Source organism: Croceivirga sp. JEA036 (genome assembly GCF_011882165.1).
GTDB lineage: Bacteria > Bacteroidota > Bacteroidia > Flavobacteriales > Flavobacteriaceae > Croceivirga.
In genome coordinates, this window is sequence record NZ_JAATON010000001.1 from 365,227 (window position 1) to 384,950 (window position 19,724).

Sequence of the window (19,724 nt, forward strand, 5' to 3'; positions counted from 1 at the left end):
TTTGAAGTTAGTTAAGGTAAAAAAGCCTATCCGTTTTAGCAACGGATAGGCTGTATCATCTAGAATCTTATAGAATAAAACCTATTAGTAACCAGGATTCTGTACTAAATTTGGATTAATATCCATTTCTGATTGTGGAATAGGCCATCTAATTTCAAAATCTTGAAACTCAGGTCCTGGGTCACCGGCATTGGGGCCGCCCTGTGTAATACCAGAAATAGCTTCTTTATAAACGCCAAAGCGAATCAAGTCGTTACGTCTCCAGCCTTCAAAACAAAGTTCTTTTCTACGCTCATCTAGTAGCATGGTAGCATTCTCTGCTACTGTGCCAACTACAGCGTCAGGTACAGCTGTTTCTGACATTCTAGCACGAGCACGTAATCTATTGACTGTCATATCTAAATCTGCCTGCGTTAAAGTACCTTGACCATTTTTAGCTTCAGCATACATTAATAGTACGTCTGCATATCTAATGTAAGGATTGTCAAAGGGTGTATCATTCGGATACTGATTTGGTTTTTCCGCATGCCATTTCCAGCCTCTCCAAGTATTCATACCTACGGTATGCGTTTCTGGATTAGAAAAACCTTGCTCAGGATCAGTTTGATTCGCATTGTGTTTTGCAACATTATTAAATAAACGTATATCCTCTCTATCATAAGACGCCTCATGTGCGTGATTAATAAAGCAGGTTCCCCAGCCTCCACCATTAAAGACATTTCCATTGGGTCCGTAAAACGTACTCAAAAGTCCTCCTTCGTTCTTAGACGGGCCGTCCATACCAATGGAATATACCATTTCTTGGTTTTGCTCATTATTAAGGCTAAAAACGTCCCTGTAGTTTGGAACCAAGTCATACGTACCACTATTCATCACTTCTGATAGTACAGCTTCTGCTGCAGCGAATTTATCGGTCTGGTTTAAAGGAAAACCAGTCATCTGTAAATAAACTTTACCTAGTAATGCCTGTGCAGCACCTTTAGTAGCTCTGCCCGCTCCTTGTTCATCTGGCAATACGGCAGCAGCGGCTTGCAGGTCTGCAATAATAGCCGTATAAAACTCTTGTGGTGTAGCATTGGTTACTTCTAGGTTGTTTAAATCCTTAGTTTCTTCTAAAATTAAAGGTGGATTCTCCCAAGTACTTACAAGACTAAACAACACCATAGAACGTAAATACCTAGCTTCTGCAACAAATTTTGCTCTGTCTTCTGCATCTATCTGGTCATCTGTCATAGCACCTACACGATCAATGGTACTATTTACTCTATTCAATGATTCGTACAAATCGCCCCAAATTTTTCTTACGATATTATTAGAAGGCGTAAGCTGGTGTAAGTAGATAAATTTACGATCACCTGCCCATGGTGGAAAAACAACTTCATCAGCAGCAACAGAGCCCCAATGAATACCCCATCCATCTTTACCTTGCCCCCCAGCAGATACAATGTGTTGCACCGCATCATAAGCACCATAAAGGTAAGTTTCTGCTCCTTTACGGTCTACCAATAATGCATCTGGAGATAAAAATTGAGTAGGGTTTTCTACCAATATATCATCATCACAAGATGTAAAGGTCAAAGCTGTTAAACCTACAGCCAAAAGTCCAGTTTTAATTAAATTTCTCATGCTTATTTTTTTAGAATCCAACACTTAGTCCTAATCTAAACGTTCTTGATCTTGGATAAGAATCCGCATCTAAACCAGGAGTTAATTGATTGTTACCTACACTTACATCTGGGTCATAACCTATATAGTTAGTCCATACGTAAACATTATCTACCGCACCATATATTCTACAGGATTTGAGTCCTAATGTAGATTTAAGGTCCGTTGGAAGTTCGTAGCCTAGAGTGATATTTCCAATTCTAAAATAAGAACCATCATGTATTAAATTAGAATAGGCAACACCATTGATTCCACCATCACCATCTCCCCAAATTGCAGGTACGTCCGTATTTGGTGTTTCGGGGGTCCATCTGTTGGCCACATATCCTATTTTATTTAAAAACGGTATGGCCTGCGCACTACCTTTGTTGGCTGTTTTTAAATAAATATCGTTACCATAAGACCATTGGGTAATGATAGATAAATCTAAATTTTTGTATCTAAAATTATTGGTAAAACCACCAAAATGCTTAGGTAGTGCGTTACCAATAATAGTTCTATCATCCGTGTTTACAATACCATCAGCTTCATCTGGCACACCATCACCATCCGTGTCTACGGTAAGTTGATCTACAAATTTTGGCATACCTGGTCGGTATTTAGTAGCATCTGGTTGTCCCGAAGATAATACAGTGCCTTCTTTCAATTCGTACACCACATCATACCAAGGAATCCCTTGTTCTGCCGCATCTGCTCTTATTTTTTCGGCTGCTTCGGCATCAGATAAACCGTCAAATGCAGCAAAATCACTATAGTTATAAATTCCGTCTGTTTGCAAACCAAACATGGAACCTAAAGATTCACCGACTCTAATTACGTAGTCATTGCCTATTTGGTTGTCGCCAATAGCTCTAGTAAAAAACTCTTCGGCACCCCCTAGGTCTAGTACTTTATTATCATTAAAACTAATGTTGAAGTTAGATGTCCAAGTAAAATTTTCATTGGTGATATTCGTAGTGTTCAAAGAGATTTCTAGTCCAGTATTTTCTAAACTACCCAAGTTTTGGAAAGAAAATTCAAAACCAGAAGTTAAAGGTAAAGGTACCTCTAGTAATAAATCTTTGGTTTGTTTGTTGTAATAATCTACGTCTAGATTAATTCTGTTTCTAAATAAACCTAAAGAAACACCAGCATCAAATTGAGAGGTAGTTTCCCATGTTAAATCAGGGTTAGCAAGTTGTGATACTGCTGCCCCAGTTATCAACTGATTACCATTAAGAATGGTACTTGCAACTCCTGCTTGAGCAAAAGAACGATACGATCCAATATTAGTGTTACCCGTTTCACCATAACTTGCTTTAAAACGTAAGGTGTTTATGGTATTGCTATTTTTTAAGAAATTCTCTTCGGCAACGTTCCATGCTACACCAGCAGATGGAAAGAAACCGTACTTACTGCCCTCTGCAAATCTAGAAGAGCCATCGTAACGTGCACTAGCATTAAAGGTATACCTTCCTTTATAACCGTATTGAACTCTTGCTAGATATGATTTTAAGGTACTTTTACTAAAACCTGATCTATTAGGAATATGTTCTGTAGCTGCACTCAAATTATCTAGATTTACACCCGGTAAATCAAATCCTGTTGAACCTGAGGTGTTGAATTCAAAGGTGTTTTGTTGCTCTTCATAAACCGCAGTGGCGTTGATGTTATGGTCGCCGTAAGTTTTGTTAAAGTTAAGGTTCTGCTCTGTGATTAAACCTGTACCTATATTATTGCTAATAAACGCTCTACCATTAGCGGTACGCCCCCAACCAATACGTTCAGAAAAGTAAGCTGTGCCTTTTGTGGCACTTATGTTACCTCTTAAAGACGATTTAAATGTAAGTCCATCTGCAATACGGTATTGCACAAAAACGCTACCAAAAGATTGGAATGCCTTTCTGTTATTACTATTGTACTCCAAGTTTGCGAGCGGATTAGTAATATCACCATTTCTAACAGAAATAATGCGTCCGTTTTCATCGTATTCAGCATCACCATCTCTATTGATACCTTGTACGGGGGAGAACAAAATTGCAGAGGTGATAATACCATTTCTACCGTTACCATTTTCTGCTGCGGCACTAACAATACCTGCATTTTTGTTGATACCTAGGTTAAGATTAACACCAGCTTTTAAACGGTCACTTATGTTTTGATTAATGTTAAGATTACCATTGTAACGCTCAAAAGCAGATGTTTTAATAATCCCTTCTTGATTTAAATATGAAAAGGAACCAGAATAGGTGTTGTTTTCACCACCACCAGACATGGATACTTTATAACTTTTAGTTAAAGCAGAACGAGAAATTTCATCTTGCCAGTCGGTTACTAAAACTCTTGGGTCACTTAAGTCGATAGGCGTTCCATCATCATATCTAAAAGCTCTTGTATTGAAATCGTCTTCTGCTATGTTTCCATTCCATGGAAAATAATCATTCCAGAAGTCTACAAATTCTTGACCACTCATTAAGTCTATTGGTCTAACTATATTAGAAATACCGGTAAAAGTTTCAAAATTTAAAGATGCTCTACCTTTTTTACCTCCTTTAGTAGTGATGATAACGACACCATTGGCACCACGAGAACCATATATAGCTGTAGCAGAAGCATCCTTAAGCACTTCAATGGACTCAATTGTACTCGGGTCAATGGAGGCTAACGGGCTCGTTGTAGAATTACCTAAACCTACAGACGTGCTAGAAGAATTACCCTGTATGGCAAAACCATCAATTACATATAATGGATCGTTACTTGCTGTAATAGAACTACCACCCCGTACTCTAATGTTAAAACCAGCACCAGGCTCCCCACCAGATTGTACTACTTGCACACCCGCAGCTCTTGCCGCTAAACCACCTTCAAAAGTTACAGGTTTAACCTTGTCTAGTTCCTCTCCTTTTACCGAGGCAATAGCACCCGTAAGATCTTTTCTTTTGGCACTACCGTAGCCAATAATAACCACCTCATCCAAAGCAGAAACATCTGCATCTAGGGTAACATCTAGACTTTTTCTGCCATTAATTTTTACATCTTTTTGTTTATAACCAATATAGCTAAAGGTTAAAATAGCATTTGGCCCCGCTGTAATTTCATAATTGCCGTCAAAGTCGGTAGCCGTACCATTTGTGGTTCCTTTGACAATTACAGACACGCCCGGCAAAGGTCCGGTGTCATCGCTGACGGTACCAGACACTTTTTGGGTTTGTCCGTAAGAGATTCCTATACTTAATAGGAATACTCCTAACACTAACCGTAGTGTTCTTAGTTTGATTGTTTTTTGTCGCATAATTTATTCAGTTATCTCTGGCTGCAAGGTTTAAATTATTGTTAAAACGCCCGTATACATATGGTTCTTTAAGAGCGACAAATGGTTTTATTGCTTTTGTTTATTTATCTAAAATATTGATATAATGCGTGTTTTGGGGTGGTTTTAATAAGGTAAATTAAATTAGAGGTTATAAATTTTAAATTTTTGATAAACCTTGTGTATATGTTAAAATACGTAAAACAAACCATTTGTTCTAGTTAAGAACGCAATTGTTGTGTAGGTCTGGTGTCGCCAAGTATATCTTTAAACCTTACCTAATTGTTAATAGTAGTTTAGTTTTTTTCTAGTTTACAAATGGCGGCGTATGGCCGCCATTTTTTATCATTACACAACTGCAATAACCACTAAAAACCAAACAATGATAACAACAGAAAAGCGTAAAAAACGCTATGGTATTCTGGCTATGGTATTTTTTACTGTAGTCATTAACTACCTAGATCGGAGTAATATTTCTGTAGCAGCTTCTGCCTTAAGTGAGGATTTAGAATTAGACTCTGTTAAAATGGGTCTCATTTTTTCTGCTTTTGCATGGACATACGCGGGCTTACAAATACCTGGAGGTCTTATAGTAGATAGGGTTAAAGCCAGAGTGTTGTATACTATTATGTTAATTACGTGGTCTATTGCAACTTTATTACAAGGATTAGCTAATTCTTTTGGTGCTTTATTAGGATTAAGAGCGGCAATTGGGGTCTTTGAGGCTCCTAGCTATCCTACAAATAATGCTATTGTTACAAAATGGTTTCCAGAGAACGAGAGAGCTTCTGCCATAGCTATTTATACTTCTGGGCAATACATTGGCTTAGCATTCTTAACCCCTTTATTGGTTGCGATACAAGATGCTTTAGGGTGGCGTGGATTGTTTATCGTTTCTGGTATAATTGGTATTGTTTGGGGTGTATTATGGTATGTCTTGTATCGGGACCCTGTTAAGACTAAGGATACTAATAACAAAGAGGTGGCCAAAGTAGAAAAAGAATCCATCCAATGGCATCAACTTAAATATGCATTTACTTCTCGCAAATTATGGGGTCTATATATTGGTCAATTTTGTTTGGGAACTTTAGCCATTTTCTTTTTAACCTGGTTCCCTACCTATTTAGTAAAATATAGAGGACTAGATTTTCTTGAGTCGGGATTTCTAGCATCCATTCCGTTTTTAGCCGCTTTTTTTGGTGTGCTACTGGCAGGTTTTACTTCAGATTTTCTGGTTAAAAAAGGATTTTCTACAGAGATTGCCCGTAAAGCTCCTGTTATTGGAGGCACACTGTTGTCCACTATAATTATCGGTGCAAACTATACGGATAATACCACGTTGATTATTGCTTTTTTAGCGCTTGCTTTTTTTGGGAACGGTTTTGCTAGTATTACTTGGGTGTTTATTTCGCTCATGGCACCAAAGAACTTAATAGGTCTTACCGGAGGAGTGTTTAATTTTATAGGTGGACTATCTGCAGTAGTTACGCCGGTAGTTATTGGCTATTTGGTTAAAGAGGGCGATTTTAGTCCGGCCTTGCTATATATAAGTATGGTAGCCCTAGTCGGATTTTTAGCCTACGTATTTCTAGTAGGTAGTGTAAAACGAATTGAAATAGATAAAACAGATTCCTGATGAAAATAGAAAATATTTATAGCTATCCTATAAATGTAGGTAGTTCTGCCCAATTGGTGGTGAAAATAGAAACAGACAATGGCTTGTATGGTTATGGCGCTTCTGGCATTAGTGGTAGGGAACTCGCTGTTGTGGGTGCTTTAGAACATTTTAAACCCTTACTTATAGGTAGGGATGCTAATGCTATTGGAGCTCTTTGGCAAGAAATGTATCGCGGCCAATATTTTGAAGGTGGTAGGGTGCTTACTGCTGCTATTTCGGCCATAGATATTGCGTTGCACGATGTTAAAAGTAAGCACTTAGAAATTCCGGTGTACGATTTACTTGGCGGTAAACAGCGAGACTATGTAGCGTGTTTTGCTTCTGTTAGGTTTACCACTAAAGAAGAATTGTTTTCTTATGCAAAGCTTTTGGTTAAAGAAGGGTGGACTATGTTACGTTTAGCTCCAGCTGAGTTTGAAGCAACTTCTAATCCCACACAATTTGAGCCTAGAACATCCATAGCGCAATTAGCAAATTGGATTACAGACTTGCGTAAAGAATTGGGTTGGGAAATAACTTTGGGTATTGACTACCATACGCGTTTAACTGCAGCAGAAACCTATTCTTTTATACAACGGATGCCAGCAGGTACCTTGGATTATATAGAGGAGCCCATTAGGGATGAGTCGCCGCAAGCGTATAAAGCTTTAAGAGAAATGATAGACACCCCTTTTGCTATAGGTGAAGAGTTTGCTAGCAAATGGCAGTTTTTACCATTTCTAGAAGAAAATTTAACGCAATTTGCAAGGGTAGATGTTTGTAATTTGGGTGGCATCACGGAAACCATGAAGGTGGCTAGTTTAGCAGAAGCCCATTATATAGATTTAATGCCGCATAACCCGTTAGGACCAATTTGTACAGCAGCTACAATACACGTAGCAGCAGCTTGTCCTAATTTTGCTTGGTTAGAAGAAGTGAATACTCCGGCGCAATACATGGGTACAGATGCTCCTGATTTTTATACGACTAGACCAGTGTTAGATGGGCCACGTTATAAAGTGCCAGAAGGTCCTGGATTGGGAATTGAATTTAATGAAGCATTGGCAAAAGAACGCAAATTTACACCGATTGAAATACCAAGGCTGTACCGCAAAGATGGTTCTCTTACCAATTGGTAGGGTTATACTTTTTTAAGTAAAATGACCCAGTCTTCTTGTTTTTTATTGGGGGCTTTGCCTAAATCAACTTTACTACCACCAACGACTTTTTTTACGTTCCCGTTTTGCATAACACCTCCCACTTTTGGATTATACCATTGTACGGAGAATTCTCCTGTAGTTTGGCTTAAGTCTAAAGAGACACGTTCTATATTGTTTTTGTAAACCACATATAGCTGGTTGGGTTTTGCTAAACAGTAGACGCTATTATTATTGGTAGTATTACCCACCAATTGGTTATTGTTTTCTAATTGGTCTACAGCAATCTGTTGTTGTTTAAAAAAGTCTAAGGCTATTTTGGCCTGGTCCCAAAATAAATCTCTAGAGCGATAGTCCTCACAAGTCAAATCAGAATGAGCGTGTGCATACCCAAAGTACCATTCATTTCCCCAACCGCCTGCCATTAAAGTACCCCAAAGTCCATTTCTGCGAGCCATATCATGGTTTGGGTCTTCCGCATCTGGTAATAAAGAATGTTGTGCATCTCCCGGCTCATCTACAGCAACGGCCCAAGGAAATCCTGCTTCTTCAGAAGCATTTAACCAGTGTAATACCTCTTTGTGTATGCTACTAAAATCTGCTCTATGGGTTTGTACAGAAGGACCAGTAATACCAGATTCTGGACCAAGCAAGTCATCATAAGGAATGCCATTATGGATAACCAGATGGTGATGATAAGGGTCATTTTCCTTAAAATAATGGGCCATGGCCAAACGCTCTTGTGTACTTTGTGGCGGCGTAGTCGGGTTTTTAACCCACTCCCCATTTTCTTCGCATAAATTCCAATTTAACGCTAAATGGTGTCCAAAACGTGCCATGAGTTCACGGTAATACAATTTGCTATTGGCACCAACACCACCATTGTCTAACAAGCCTTGGTTTTCTACTTCTAAGGTCTTAAAATGTAAAAATAAACCCAGTTGTTGTGCGTGACAAAAAACAACTTCCCACTGGTCCATTTTAGAAACATCTATACGGTCCCAAGTGTCATAATCTACGTAGGGAAAAACATTTTGGTCATCACCAGCGATATTATTTGTAAGAAAAGAGAAGGCGTTTAAACCTTTACTTGCCAAATAGTTTAATGCACCAATCATAGCTTTTCCTTTGCCATTTTGCCATGTGGGGTCTCCTTTTTTCCAGTCTTGTAAATGATTTTTCCATGTTTTTACCAGATGGTCCTTATGACCATCGTTGTGAAAAGTACCATCAAAGTCCGCGTATGCTAAAAAGTTTTCTGGGGCATCTGCACCTTGCTTTAAAAAATATTCTCCTGTTTCTGCAAACTGTAAATAGCGTTTGCCTATGTATTGGAGTCTTCCTTTAGCTCTAAAATCGTTTCCGGTTTTATCTGTTGGTGCTATAGCAAAACTACCTAGGTAGCCATCCATAAATCCTGCGCTTTTGCCCGTCTCTGGTTTATTGCTAACAGCACTAAAGTTGGCTTTTCTAAAGTCAACTTTAAATTCCCATTCGCCAATTTCATCAGGGGCAAAATGCGCCCGCCATTTATTGCCGGCAGTCGCAGAGGTTTCACCTGCATTACCATCAGCAGCAAAGTATCCTGGAATTACATAGCTTTTTCCACTTTTTACATGGGTAAATACAATGTTTAGGCGATAGTTCATAAACGGATTGTCCGTTGCGTCTTCTGCACTTTCTGGTCCATCAAAAGTTAGAGTTACTTTGTGCCATTTTTTCAATTCACCCGTAATGGCCAGCGGAGTTTTAGCTGCTAATTCTGCTTTAATTTTTGCAAGTAAACGCTTGCCCTTGCCAGCTTGGGTAAGGGCAATGCCAGACCATCTACCTCTACTAAACTCTTTTTGGTCTTGAGAACCTATACCAGCTACCACTTGTATATTATCGCCTTGTTTTAAAGTAATAGCCTCAAAGACTTTGGTGTATTCTGGTCCTTCTTCAAACGTTGAGGTACTCAAAGCGGGACTATACCATCCAAATTGGGTATTATTTTTTCTAACAGAGTAGGTAGACCTACCGTCATTTTCTCCCACAGTAAATAAAACCACATCATAATTGCCTGTTGTACCCTTAAAAGTATAGCTAGCAGTGGCGGTTTTAGTTGTATTTGGATTAATGGCAAGCCAATGTTGGTCTTGGTAAAACGCTGGGCTATCAAAAGCTTGTGCGCTGATAAACTTGGCATCAGGCATTAAACTTTTTATGGTATTTGTTAGGTTTTTCTGTGCACTGATACTGTTATTACAAAAGCAACCTACAGCCAATAAGAACAGAAGTTTTAAGGGTTTTATATACAGCTTCATTGAATTTATTTTTGCTGATTTTTTAAAGCTTCGGTAGCTTTTGCAATCCGTTCTTTCTGCTTGTTGTTTAAGCCCAACTTGTAGTAAAATTCAGGTTTGTAATGCCAAATATTAGAATGATGCTTCATATCTGGGTCATGAATATCCTGACTCAAATCACAATCAAATCGTAATAAAATAGAATGTTGGGACCCTCTTTCTCCCGCGTTTATCAAATGGCTAATACCCCAAGTAATACCTCTACCATCCTTGGTATTGGTAAATGCATCTGGTATAAATGGCCCACCCGCAATCGGTAGTAGTTCAGATATCGCAGCGATAGAAAAATTTACGCCATCGGGAGCATATTGTATGGTAAAATGCTCGTTGCCATCTTTTATTACCAAAGCAGCAATCCCTTCTTTAAAAGGGAACATGGTGGTTTCGTGGCCAGAATTCATTATAGGATTCAATGGATGCTTGGTAAAAGGACCTAGGGGATGATCTGCGGTTGCTAAACCTTGCATACGCACAAGATTTGGGTTGCCATCAAAATCAGATTTATAATACAGGTATATTTTATCGTTGTAAACCAAGGGGTGTGGGTCATGGATAGAGTATTGATCCCAAGTACCCTTTTCTCCATTGGGAATAACAATTTGATGGGTGGCAGTCCAAGGTCCGTCTGGCGAATCTGCATAAGATACCGTTACAGGACAGTCATCACCACGTTTGCCGCTAGCTTCCATAAATCCTTGATAGTACAAGTAATATTTACCTTTAAACACTAAAATATCTGTAGTAGACACAGAGCGCCAACCCACGTTTGGTTTTTCCGGTCTTTTTATAGCAACACCTTGCTCCTCCCACGTAATTCCATCATCACTGGTAGCATACCAAATTTCTGATAAATCCCAATCCGAAGAAGGTATGGTATCATTGCTTTTTTTAGCACCTTGCGGAGGTGTTGGGGTATTACGGTACGTATACCAAACGTAGTATTTGCCGTTAGCAAAAATTACTTTAGAAGGGTCTCTTCTAGATATGGTACCATCATGATTATGGTAATCAAAACCCTTTAATTCGGTGTATTTAAATTGGGAATACAACTCATTGTCTTCTGGTCTTGGCGCTAAATATTGGTCATAATTGCGTTGTAAAGCTAAACTTAATGGGCGGTTTGGTTTTTCTTTTGGTAACTCAAAAGGAAAAGCATCTTGCGCTTTTATACTTGGAGATAACACTAGGGCTACTAGTGCTATAAAAGACAATTTAATCTTCATTGCAGTTTGGTTTAAAGTAAAATTCTAAATTAAAATATTGAAGGCAATCCACTTTTAGGGGTTCAAGGTATGTAGATAACGTTTGTTTTAATCCTTGCCACAAATGGTTTTGTAAATAAAACGAATTGTATTTAGTAAAATATTTAGCTTGCTATATTTAAATGTAATTTATACATTTATAAACATGAGGCCAACCAAACCAATCACCGTAATACTAGGATTATTACTCCTAATACTAGGTAGTAATTGTAAGCCTAAAAAAGAAAAAGAAACACCAATACCAGATTCCAAAGCTCCTACTACGTATACTACAATAGGGGAGGTCATTAGGCTAGATGATAAATTAGATGAAATTATAGCAACTGATGCTAAGATTGAAGTATTGGCAGAGGGCTTTAACTGGTCAGAAGGACCCGTATGGAATGCCGCAAACCAAACCCTCTACTTTTCAGATGTGCCAGAAAATAAGTTGTACCAATGGTCAGCAAAGGATGGTGTGTCTGTTTACATATCGCCTTCTGGGTATACCGGTAAAAATTTAGAAATAACAAAAGGCTCTAACGGATTAACGTTCAATAAAGAAAACGAATTAATCCTTTGTCAAGTGGGTGATAAGCGAGTGAGTAAGTTTTTAGGTTTTAATGATGAAGGTTTTGCGTTATTTCAAACCTTAGCAGGAGAGTATCAAGGAAAACCTTTCAATTCCCCCAACGACTTGGTTTATGATAGTAGAGGGAACCTTTATTTTACGGATCCCACTTTTGGTTTTGGTAAAGAAGCGAGTGAAATCGGTTTTTCTGGTGTCTACCGCTTAACTACAGATGGAGAGGTGGTTTTGCTGGTAGAGGACATCCCTTTTCCTAACGGTATTGCCCTATCTCCGGATGAAAAAATCTTGTACGTGGCAGATTCTAACCCAGAATTGGCTATGATTTGGCAATTTGCGGTTGACGCTAGAGGCAGATTAGGAGCTAAAGAACCATTTTTTGATGCTACTCAGTTATTTATAAATAGTACGGTTAAGCAATTGCCAGATGGTATAAAAGTGGATGCTAAAGGAAATCTTTTTGTTGCGGGTCCGGATGGCGTTTTGGTCTTAGATCATAAAGGAAAACATTTGGGTACTCTTGCTACTACCAAAGTAACTGGCAATTGCGCGTTAGCGGTAGCAGAAAAATATCTGTACATTACTGCAGATGATGCATTACTACGGATTGCGTTGCTGTAGAATTAAGGCGATAAATGCTGATTTTTTCTGTACTTGCCTGGGGTTGTGCCTGTAATTTTTTTAAACGTTCTACTGAAGTAAGAAAAATTTTCTATTCCTACCTTATGAGCTATTTCTTCTAAGCTGTACGCTGTTGTACAGAGTAAGAGTTGAGCGCGTTCTATACGCTTTGTTTGTATGTATAGATTAGGTCGCATACCAAATTCTTTTAGAAATATGCGCGAAAAATGGTCAGTACTTACATGGTATTTATTTGCTAAATCTTTTATTTCTAAAGGAGCAGTTAAATGTTCTGCAATGTAGAAAAGCACATCTGGTATTCTGCTTGTTGTAGTAGCGTTTGTAGTATTAGGTGCTTCATTTTCTATAAATCTAGAAAGTAAAACGGTGAGTATACCCTGTGTCTCTAAATAACGTTGCGTGCTATTTTGAGCATGTTTTTTATTAAAAGCCAACAATTCTTGTGGCTGATGCACATAGGCCTTTGGATCATTATTAATTATTTTACGTTTTGGGTATAAGGTAGTTAAACGTTTAAAAAGAGCGGCATCCTCGTTTTGTATAGGTACTTCGTACTTAACAGAGCGCAGATTAAAAAGGGATAAACCTGTTCGTATTTCTTCAAAGAAACTAATGTAGTACTGTTCGTGATAATCCTCACATTTATACCGGTTATAAACATAACTAGGTATTAAATACATATAGCCTTCTTTAAGGTTAAAAGTAGTTTGGTTATGATACAATTTGGCTGTGCCTTTTGTAACATAAAACAAGCGAACAAAAGGGCTTATAACATTGTCATAATCCCATTCCTTTCCAAGTTTAGCAAAACCCGTATGTAGTAAGCTAATTTTAAGTGATTGCAGTAATTCTAGCATAATAAAACATTTGTTGCAGTTTACAAACGATTTGTTTTCGCCCTAAACCCTAGTAAATTCTAATTTAGAAAACACTAAACTGACGTAAATATGAAAACTGACAAACAGAATGCTAAATTGAAAAAAAAGTCGGAAACGGACAAAAAAACACCTGTAACTACTAGGAGAGGCTTTATACTAAAAACAGGTCTTGCCGTAGGTGCCCTAACCATAGTACCAAGGCATGTGTTGGGTAAAGGTTTTATTGCTCCGAGCGATAAAATTAATATTGGTTTCATTGGTTTGGGTAAACAGAGTAGAGGTCTAGCCAAAGGGATGATAACAAATCATGCAGAAATTATTGCTTGTTCAGATGTATGGACTACCAAAAACGACTGGTTTAAGAATCACGTAGCTAGCAGTTACCAAGAAATAAGGAATAGCACAAAAAATAATAGCGTAAAAAGCTATTTAAATTATAAGGAGATGCTTATGGATACTGCCATAGATGCTGTTGTCATAGCCTCTCCAGATCATTGGCATGCCAAACATGTATTGGATAGTGTAAAGGCAGATAAAGATGTGTATTGTGAAAAACCTTTATCTCATAATATTGCAGAAGGTAGGGCTATGGTAAAAGCAGTAGAGCGGTCAGATAAGGTGCTGCAAGTGGGTAGCATGCAACGTTCTTGGGATACTTTTAGAAAAGCATGTGAACTGGTTAGAAATGGGTATTTGGGTGATATAACAAGGGTAGAAGTTAATGTAGGGGATCCTGCAAAGGCCTATGATTTAGCTCACGAGGCTATGCCTGCAGCGGTAAATTGGAATAACTGGTGTGGGCCTGCTCCACTATTGGCTTATAACCATAGATTAGCTCCTTCTTCTAATGATGTAAAGTTTTGGCCAGATTGGCGTTTGTTTGAGGAAACCGGTGGAGGAATTTTATCGGATTGGGGGGCGCATATGTTTGATATTGTGCAATGGGCATTAGGTATGGACCATTCAGGGCCCGTAAAAATTGTTCCCCCTAAAGACAAAAATGCCGTCAGAGGGTTAAAAATGTATTATGCTAACGGAATAGAAGTGGAGCATAAAGACTTTGGTCGTGGTTGGGGTGTCCGTTTCTTTGGTTCTAAAGGTCAAATGGATATCAGCAGAAATTATTTTGAAACTACACCAGAAAACTTGGTTTCTACCAATTTATCTTCTACAGATACCCGTTTGTATAAGTCTGATAACCATGCTGCAGATTGGTTAAATGCTATTAAAAAGAGAAGCAAGCCGGTTTGCGATGTAGAAATTGGGCATCGTTCTGCAACTATATGTCATCTTGCCAACATTGGGTATAAGCTTAATAGAGAACTAGAGTGGAATCCTGAAAAAGAAAAATTTAAAGGCGATGCTGCCGCCAATAAACTGCGTTCTAGAAAAGAAAGAAAATTTTAAAATATCGGAAATGTACAATTAATAGCCTTTTTTGGATATTGAAGAAGCCGATACTTTCTAATAGATTTGACTTAACTGAAAACTACACACGCAAATGCGAATGTTAAAAAGATTTTTTCTCATTCCCATACTAATGGGAATCTCCTGTGGTGGGCCAGAATTGCCAGAAGAAGTAGCGGCAGAATATGAGGCCTTACCAGAGACATTAGATTTTAATCAGCATGTAAAACCCATACTGTCAGATAAATGTTACTTGTGTCATGGACCAGATGCAGGTAATATTAAGGGTGGACTACAGCTGCATTCTGCAGAAGCAGCTTACAAAGAATTACCAGAAAATCCAGGTAAGCGTGCTATAGTTCCAGGGAAATTAGCTAAGAGTGAGGTATTCCACAGAATTATGTCTGCAGACCCTAATCTTATAATGCCCTCGCCCGATTCGCACCTAACCTTAACCAATAAGGAAAAGGCCATGCTGGTGAAGTGGATAGAAGATGGGGCAGAATACAAAGACCATTGGGCGTTTATTAAGCCAGAAAAACATAAGGTTCCTAAGGTTAAAAACACAGACCAAGTAGCTAATCCAATAGACAATTTTGTGCTAGCTCAGTTAGAGCCATTAGACTTAAAACTATCAGATATAGCAGATAAAGAAACCTTACTTAGAAGGGCTTCTATAGATTTAACAGGACTACAACCCACACTAGAGCAAATAGAAGAATTTGTAAATGACGATGCGCCCAATGCGTTTGAAAAGCAGGTAGACCGTATGTTGGCCTCAGAAAAATATGGCGAGCAACGTACGTTGGATTGGATGGATTTGGCACGCTACGCAGATACGCATGGCTACAGTGTGGATAGGTATAGAGATACTTCACCTTGGCGCGATTGGGTCATTAAAAGTTTTAATGAAAATATGCCTTATGACCAATTTATTTTGTGGCAATTGGCAGGAGATATGTTACCTAATGCTACGCGTGAGCAAAAATTGGCAACCACCTTTAATCGTTTACACCCTCAAAATATGGAAGGGGGTATTATAGATGAGGAGTTTAGGGTAGAATACGTAGCTGACCGTTCTCATGTAGCTAGTCAAGGATTTTTAGGACTTACCATGGAATGTGCCAAATGCCACGACCATAAGTATGACCCTATTTCTCAGAAAAATTATTTTGAGATGTTCAGCTTCTTTAATAATGTAGATGAAACCGGACTTATATCTTGGGATAATGCCACACCGGTACCTGCAATGATGATTCCGACAGAGGAACAAGAACAAGTATTGGCGTATTTAGAAAAACTGGTGGGAGAAAAAGAAGAAAAAGTGGCCATTACTGTTGAAACGGAAGCCGAAAAAGCAGAAAACTGGGTTAAACAAGAACAGTATAAAACCATATCCTCAACTGCTAAACCAAATAATCTGGTAGCAGCGTTAGACTTTGATGCTGGGAAATTGGTGAACACTATTGGCGGTAATGGTAAGAACAACATCCGTATGCGCCAGCAGTTTGTAGATAATGAAAAGCCCATTTTTAAAGAGGGTAGCACTGGTAAAGGTTTACTCATGGATGGCGATACCTGGCTAGATTTGGATAAAATTGGTATTTACCAGCGTGCAGAATCGTTCTCTATTGGTATAGAAGTCTTTGTGCCTAAAGACTTAGAAACGGGTGTAATCTTTCATAAAATGAACAGCCCGGAACTACATAGTTTTAGAGGATATCATTTAAAAATAAAAGAAAATAAACTAGAGGCTTTGCTGGCACATGTATGGCCAGATAACGCCCTAGTAATAGAATCAATTAAAGAAATTCCGAAAGAAAAGTGGGTGCAACTTACCCTAACTTACAATGGTACTAGTAAGGCAGATGGGGTTTCTATTTATATGGATGGTGAAAAACTACAAACCAAAACCTTACATGATAATTTGTATAAGGACATTATCTTTCACGGTTTACAGTTGTATGAGAATAGCCCGATTATTGAACCAGGATTACGTATTGGAGCGGTTTGGCGTGGTAAGGGCATTGGCGGTGCTGTGGTAGATAATCTCATGGTTTTTGATAAAGAGTTGACACCTGTAGAGGTGCTTCAAATTTCGGATAAGGAGAAGCTTAGTACTTTAAAAGAAAAAGCCTACGCAAGCCTAACAGCGCAAGAAAAAGCCATGCTTAAACAGTACTATGTTTCTGCTACTTCTAAACCGTATCAAAAGGCAATAAAAGCTTTAGAAGAAGACCGATTGGTGCTCGTAGATAGTATAGATAAGGTAAAGCAGATTATGGTGATGAAGGAAAGTAAGAATAAAAGGCAAGCCTACCTTTTAGCACGCGGCCAGTATGATCAGCCTACGGATTCTGTTTTCCCTAATACGCCAGAAGCCATATTCCCATTTTCTGATAAGTTTGAAAAGAACAGGATTGGCTTGGCCAAATGGATTACAGATAAAGACAACCCGTTAACTGCAAGAGTTACCGTCAATAGATATTGGCAAAATTTGTTTGGTACTGGTATTGTAAAAACGGCGGAAGATTTTGGAAATCAAGGAGAATTGCCATCGCATCCAAAATTATTAGACTGGTTAGCAATTAGGTTTGTGGAGTCTGGCTGGGACGTTAAGGCATTGCATAAATTAATAGTGATGTCTAATACCTACCAACAAAGCAGTTTGGCTACAAGAGATTTGATGGAGATGGATGGTGAAAATAGATTGTTGGCTAGAGGGCCTTCTAAAAGACTATCGGGAGAAATGTTAAGGGATAACGCGCTGTATGCTTCGGGATTACTGAATGAAAAAATAGGAGGGGAGAGCGTACATCCGTATCAACCGCCAGGATTGTGGCGTGTTACAGGAGATAAATATCCGCAGGGACAAGGAGAAGAATTGTACCGTAGAAGTATGTATACCGTATGGAAGCGGGCCGTTCCACACCCTACTATATCTACTTTTGATGTGCCTTCTAGAGATTTATGTACCACAAGAAGGCAGGAGACCAATACCCCATTACAGGCATTGGTGTTACTAAACGACCCAACTTTTGTAGAAGCCGCAAGAGTACTTGGCAAAAAGATGGTGGAATATAACAGTGTTGCAGAAGGGATTGCAAAGACCTACAAAAAGTTAACTGGGCGTACTATTAAAGATGAGGAGTTAACCATCCTAACGGAGTTGCAACATTCAGAATTTGAAAAGTTTAAAAACAATGGTGCTAAGGCACAAGGCTGGATAAGTATTGGGGAACACAAAATAGACCCTGCGGATGATGCCGCTTTGGTTGCTGCGAATGCCGTGGTGGCATCGACGATTATGAATTCTGATGCTTTTATTACAAAACGATAAAAAAACTTGCTATGTGTAATCATCATGATACATTACGTTCTAATAACAAAGATTTTCAAGAAATTGAAAAACAGCTAGACCGTAGACATTTTTTAAAGAAAACATCTTTAGGTATCGGTGCAATGGCATTGGGCAGTTTGCTAAGTGCAGAAAAAGCATGGGGTACCCTAGGTAAATCTGGTGAAGCTGTAAATAATTTTACACGCAATAAACTGGGGTTGCCACATCATTTACCCAAAGCTAAACGTATTATTTACTTGTTCCAAAGTGGGGGACCATCCCAATTAGATTTGTTTGATTACAAGCCAGGATTAGTAGATATGTTTGGGAAAGACTTGCCAGAATCTATAATAGGTGGTCAACGTTTAACTGGGATGAGTGGTAGTCAATCCACATTGCCAGTTGCACCTTCCATCTTCAATTTTAAACAATATGGAGAATCAAGAGCATGGGTAAGTGAGCTAATGCCACATACGGCAGAAATTGTAGACGATTTGTGCTTTATAAAATCTATGCAAACGGACCAAATTAATCATACTCCGGCGGTAACTTTTATGCAAACCGGGCACCAATTGCCAGGAAGACCTTCTATAGGTTCTTGGTTAAGCTATGGGTTGGGTTCTGATAATGAAAACTTACCAACCTTCATTACACTTATATCTAAAAACGGTACTGGGCAACCACTAAAAGCTGGTTTGTGGGGCAACGGATTTTTACCCACAGAACACCAAGGGGTTCAATTTCGTTCAGGTAAAGACCCAGTGTTATACTTGAACAATCCGGATAATTATGATGGTAATGACCGTAAGAAAATGCTAGATTACCTAGATAAGCTAAATGGTATACAGCATGATGCCTACGGGGACCCAGAAATACAGTCGCGTATGGCGCAATACGAAATGGCCTTCCGGATGCAAACATCTATACCGGAAGTAACCGATACTAAAGACGAACCAGAGCATATTTTTGAGATGTATGGTAAAGACAGTAGAGACCCAGGAACATACGCTGCCAATTGTTTAATGGCACGTAAATTATTAGAGAAGGGCGTTAAGTTTGTACAACTATACCACCAAGGATGGGACCAGCATATTGGCTGCCCTAATGGCGTTAAGTTTAAAGCCAAACAAACCGACCAGGCAACGGCAGCCCTTATCAAAGACTTGAAACAACGCGGGATGTTAGAAGATACTTTGGTAGTCTGGGGTGGCGAATTTGGAAGAACGGTATATTCTCAAGGTCAGTTAACCAAAGAAAATTATGGTAGAGACCACCACCCTAAGGCATTCACCATGTGGATGGCGGGTGCTGGCGTAAAACCAGGGATGACTTACGGCCAGACCGATGATTTTAGTTACAACGTAACAGAAAACCCTGTGCATGTACATGATTTCCATGCTACGTTACTGCACTTGTTTGGTATAGACCATGAACGTTTAACGTTTAAACACCAAGGAAGAAGATTTAGATTAACAGATGTTCACGGCCATGTGGTCAAGGATGTTTTAACCTAA

The 19,724-nt window shown here is 38.8% G+C and carries 11 protein-coding genes; 6 read left to right on the forward strand and 5 right to left on the reverse strand.

The annotated features are described in order from the left end of the window. Positions 1–84: 84 nt before the first annotated feature. Positions 85–1,626, reverse strand: coding sequence for a RagB/SusD family nutrient uptake outer membrane protein (locus tag HCO57_RS01295; protein WP_167987491.1), 1,542 nt, complete (start codon positions 1,624–1,626; stop codon positions 85–87). Positions 1,627–1,636: 10 nt separating this feature from the next. After that, positions 1,637–4,936 carry a SusC/RagA family TonB-linked outer membrane protein gene (locus HCO57_RS01300; protein ID WP_167987492.1) on the reverse strand — a complete coding sequence of 1,100 codons (3,300 nt, stop codon included), beginning with the start codon at positions 4,934–4,936 and terminating at the stop codon, positions 1,637–1,639. A gap of 400 nt (positions 4,937–5,336) precedes the next feature. On the opposite strand from HCO57_RS01300, the gene HCO57_RS01305 reads away from it, so the two are divergent. Together HCO57_RS01305 and HCO57_RS01310 are read left to right on the forward strand one after the other, a co-directional pair. After that, entirely contained in the window at positions 5,337–6,590 is a 1,254-nt protein-coding gene (locus tag HCO57_RS01305; protein WP_167987493.1) for an MFS transporter, read from the forward strand. Beyond that, complete coding sequence (locus HCO57_RS01310; RefSeq protein WP_167987494.1) at positions 6,590–7,750, forward strand: mandelate racemase/muconate lactonizing enzyme family protein; 1,161 nt, start codon at positions 6,590–6,592, stop codon at positions 7,748–7,750. The genes HCO57_RS01305 and HCO57_RS01310 overlap by 1 nt, the downstream gene beginning before the upstream one ends. 2 nt (positions 7,751–7,752) lie before the next feature. Here HCO57_RS01310 and HCO57_RS01315 read toward each other — a convergent pair whose 3' ends face one another. Together HCO57_RS01315 and HCO57_RS01320 are read right to left on the reverse strand one after the other, a co-directional pair. After that, a complete protein-coding gene (locus tag HCO57_RS01315; protein ID WP_245167519.1) occupies positions 7,753–10,074 on the reverse strand; it encodes a DUF5060 domain-containing protein in 2,322 nt (773 codons plus the stop codon). Between the two features lie 5 nt (positions 10,075–10,079). After that, positions 10,080–11,336 (reverse strand): glycoside hydrolase family 117 protein, encoded by a 1,257-nt coding sequence (locus HCO57_RS01320; RefSeq protein ID WP_167987495.1) that lies wholly within the window; start codon positions 11,334–11,336, stop codon positions 10,080–10,082. A 184-nt stretch (positions 11,337–11,520) separates the two neighbouring features. On the opposite strand from HCO57_RS01320, the gene HCO57_RS01325 reads away from it, so the two are divergent. Next, positions 11,521–12,564, forward strand: a complete 1,044-nt coding sequence (locus HCO57_RS01325; RefSeq protein WP_167987496.1) for an SMP-30/gluconolactonase/LRE family protein — start codon at positions 11,521–11,523, stop codon at positions 12,562–12,564. A gap of 2 nt (positions 12,565–12,566) precedes the next feature. Here HCO57_RS01325 and HCO57_RS01330 read toward each other — a convergent pair whose 3' ends face one another. Next, on the reverse strand, positions 12,567–13,442 hold the full coding sequence (locus HCO57_RS01330; RefSeq protein WP_167987497.1) for a helix-turn-helix domain-containing protein: 876 nt from the start codon (positions 13,440–13,442) through the stop codon (positions 12,567–12,569). A gap of 90 nt (positions 13,443–13,532) precedes the next feature. Here HCO57_RS01330 and HCO57_RS01335 point away from each other — a divergent pair, with 90 nt between their 5' ends. From HCO57_RS01335 to HCO57_RS01345, 3 genes are all read left to right on the forward strand, one after another. Then, positions 13,533–14,870, forward strand: a complete 1,338-nt coding sequence (locus tag HCO57_RS01335) for a Gfo/Idh/MocA family protein (protein WP_167987498.1) — start codon at positions 13,533–13,535, stop codon at positions 14,868–14,870. A 133-nt stretch (positions 14,871–15,003) separates the two neighbouring features. Further along, the gene (locus HCO57_RS01340) at positions 15,004–18,210 is read left to right on the forward strand and encodes a DUF1553 domain-containing protein (protein ID WP_245167520.1); all 3,207 of its coding nucleotides are present in this window, start codon (positions 15,004–15,006) and stop codon (positions 18,208–18,210) included. A gap of 11 nt (positions 18,211–18,221) precedes the next feature. Next, positions 18,222–19,724 carry a DUF1501 domain-containing protein gene (locus HCO57_RS01345; protein WP_167987499.1) on the forward strand — a complete coding sequence of 501 codons (1,503 nt, stop codon included), beginning with the start codon at positions 18,222–18,224 and terminating at the stop codon, positions 19,722–19,724.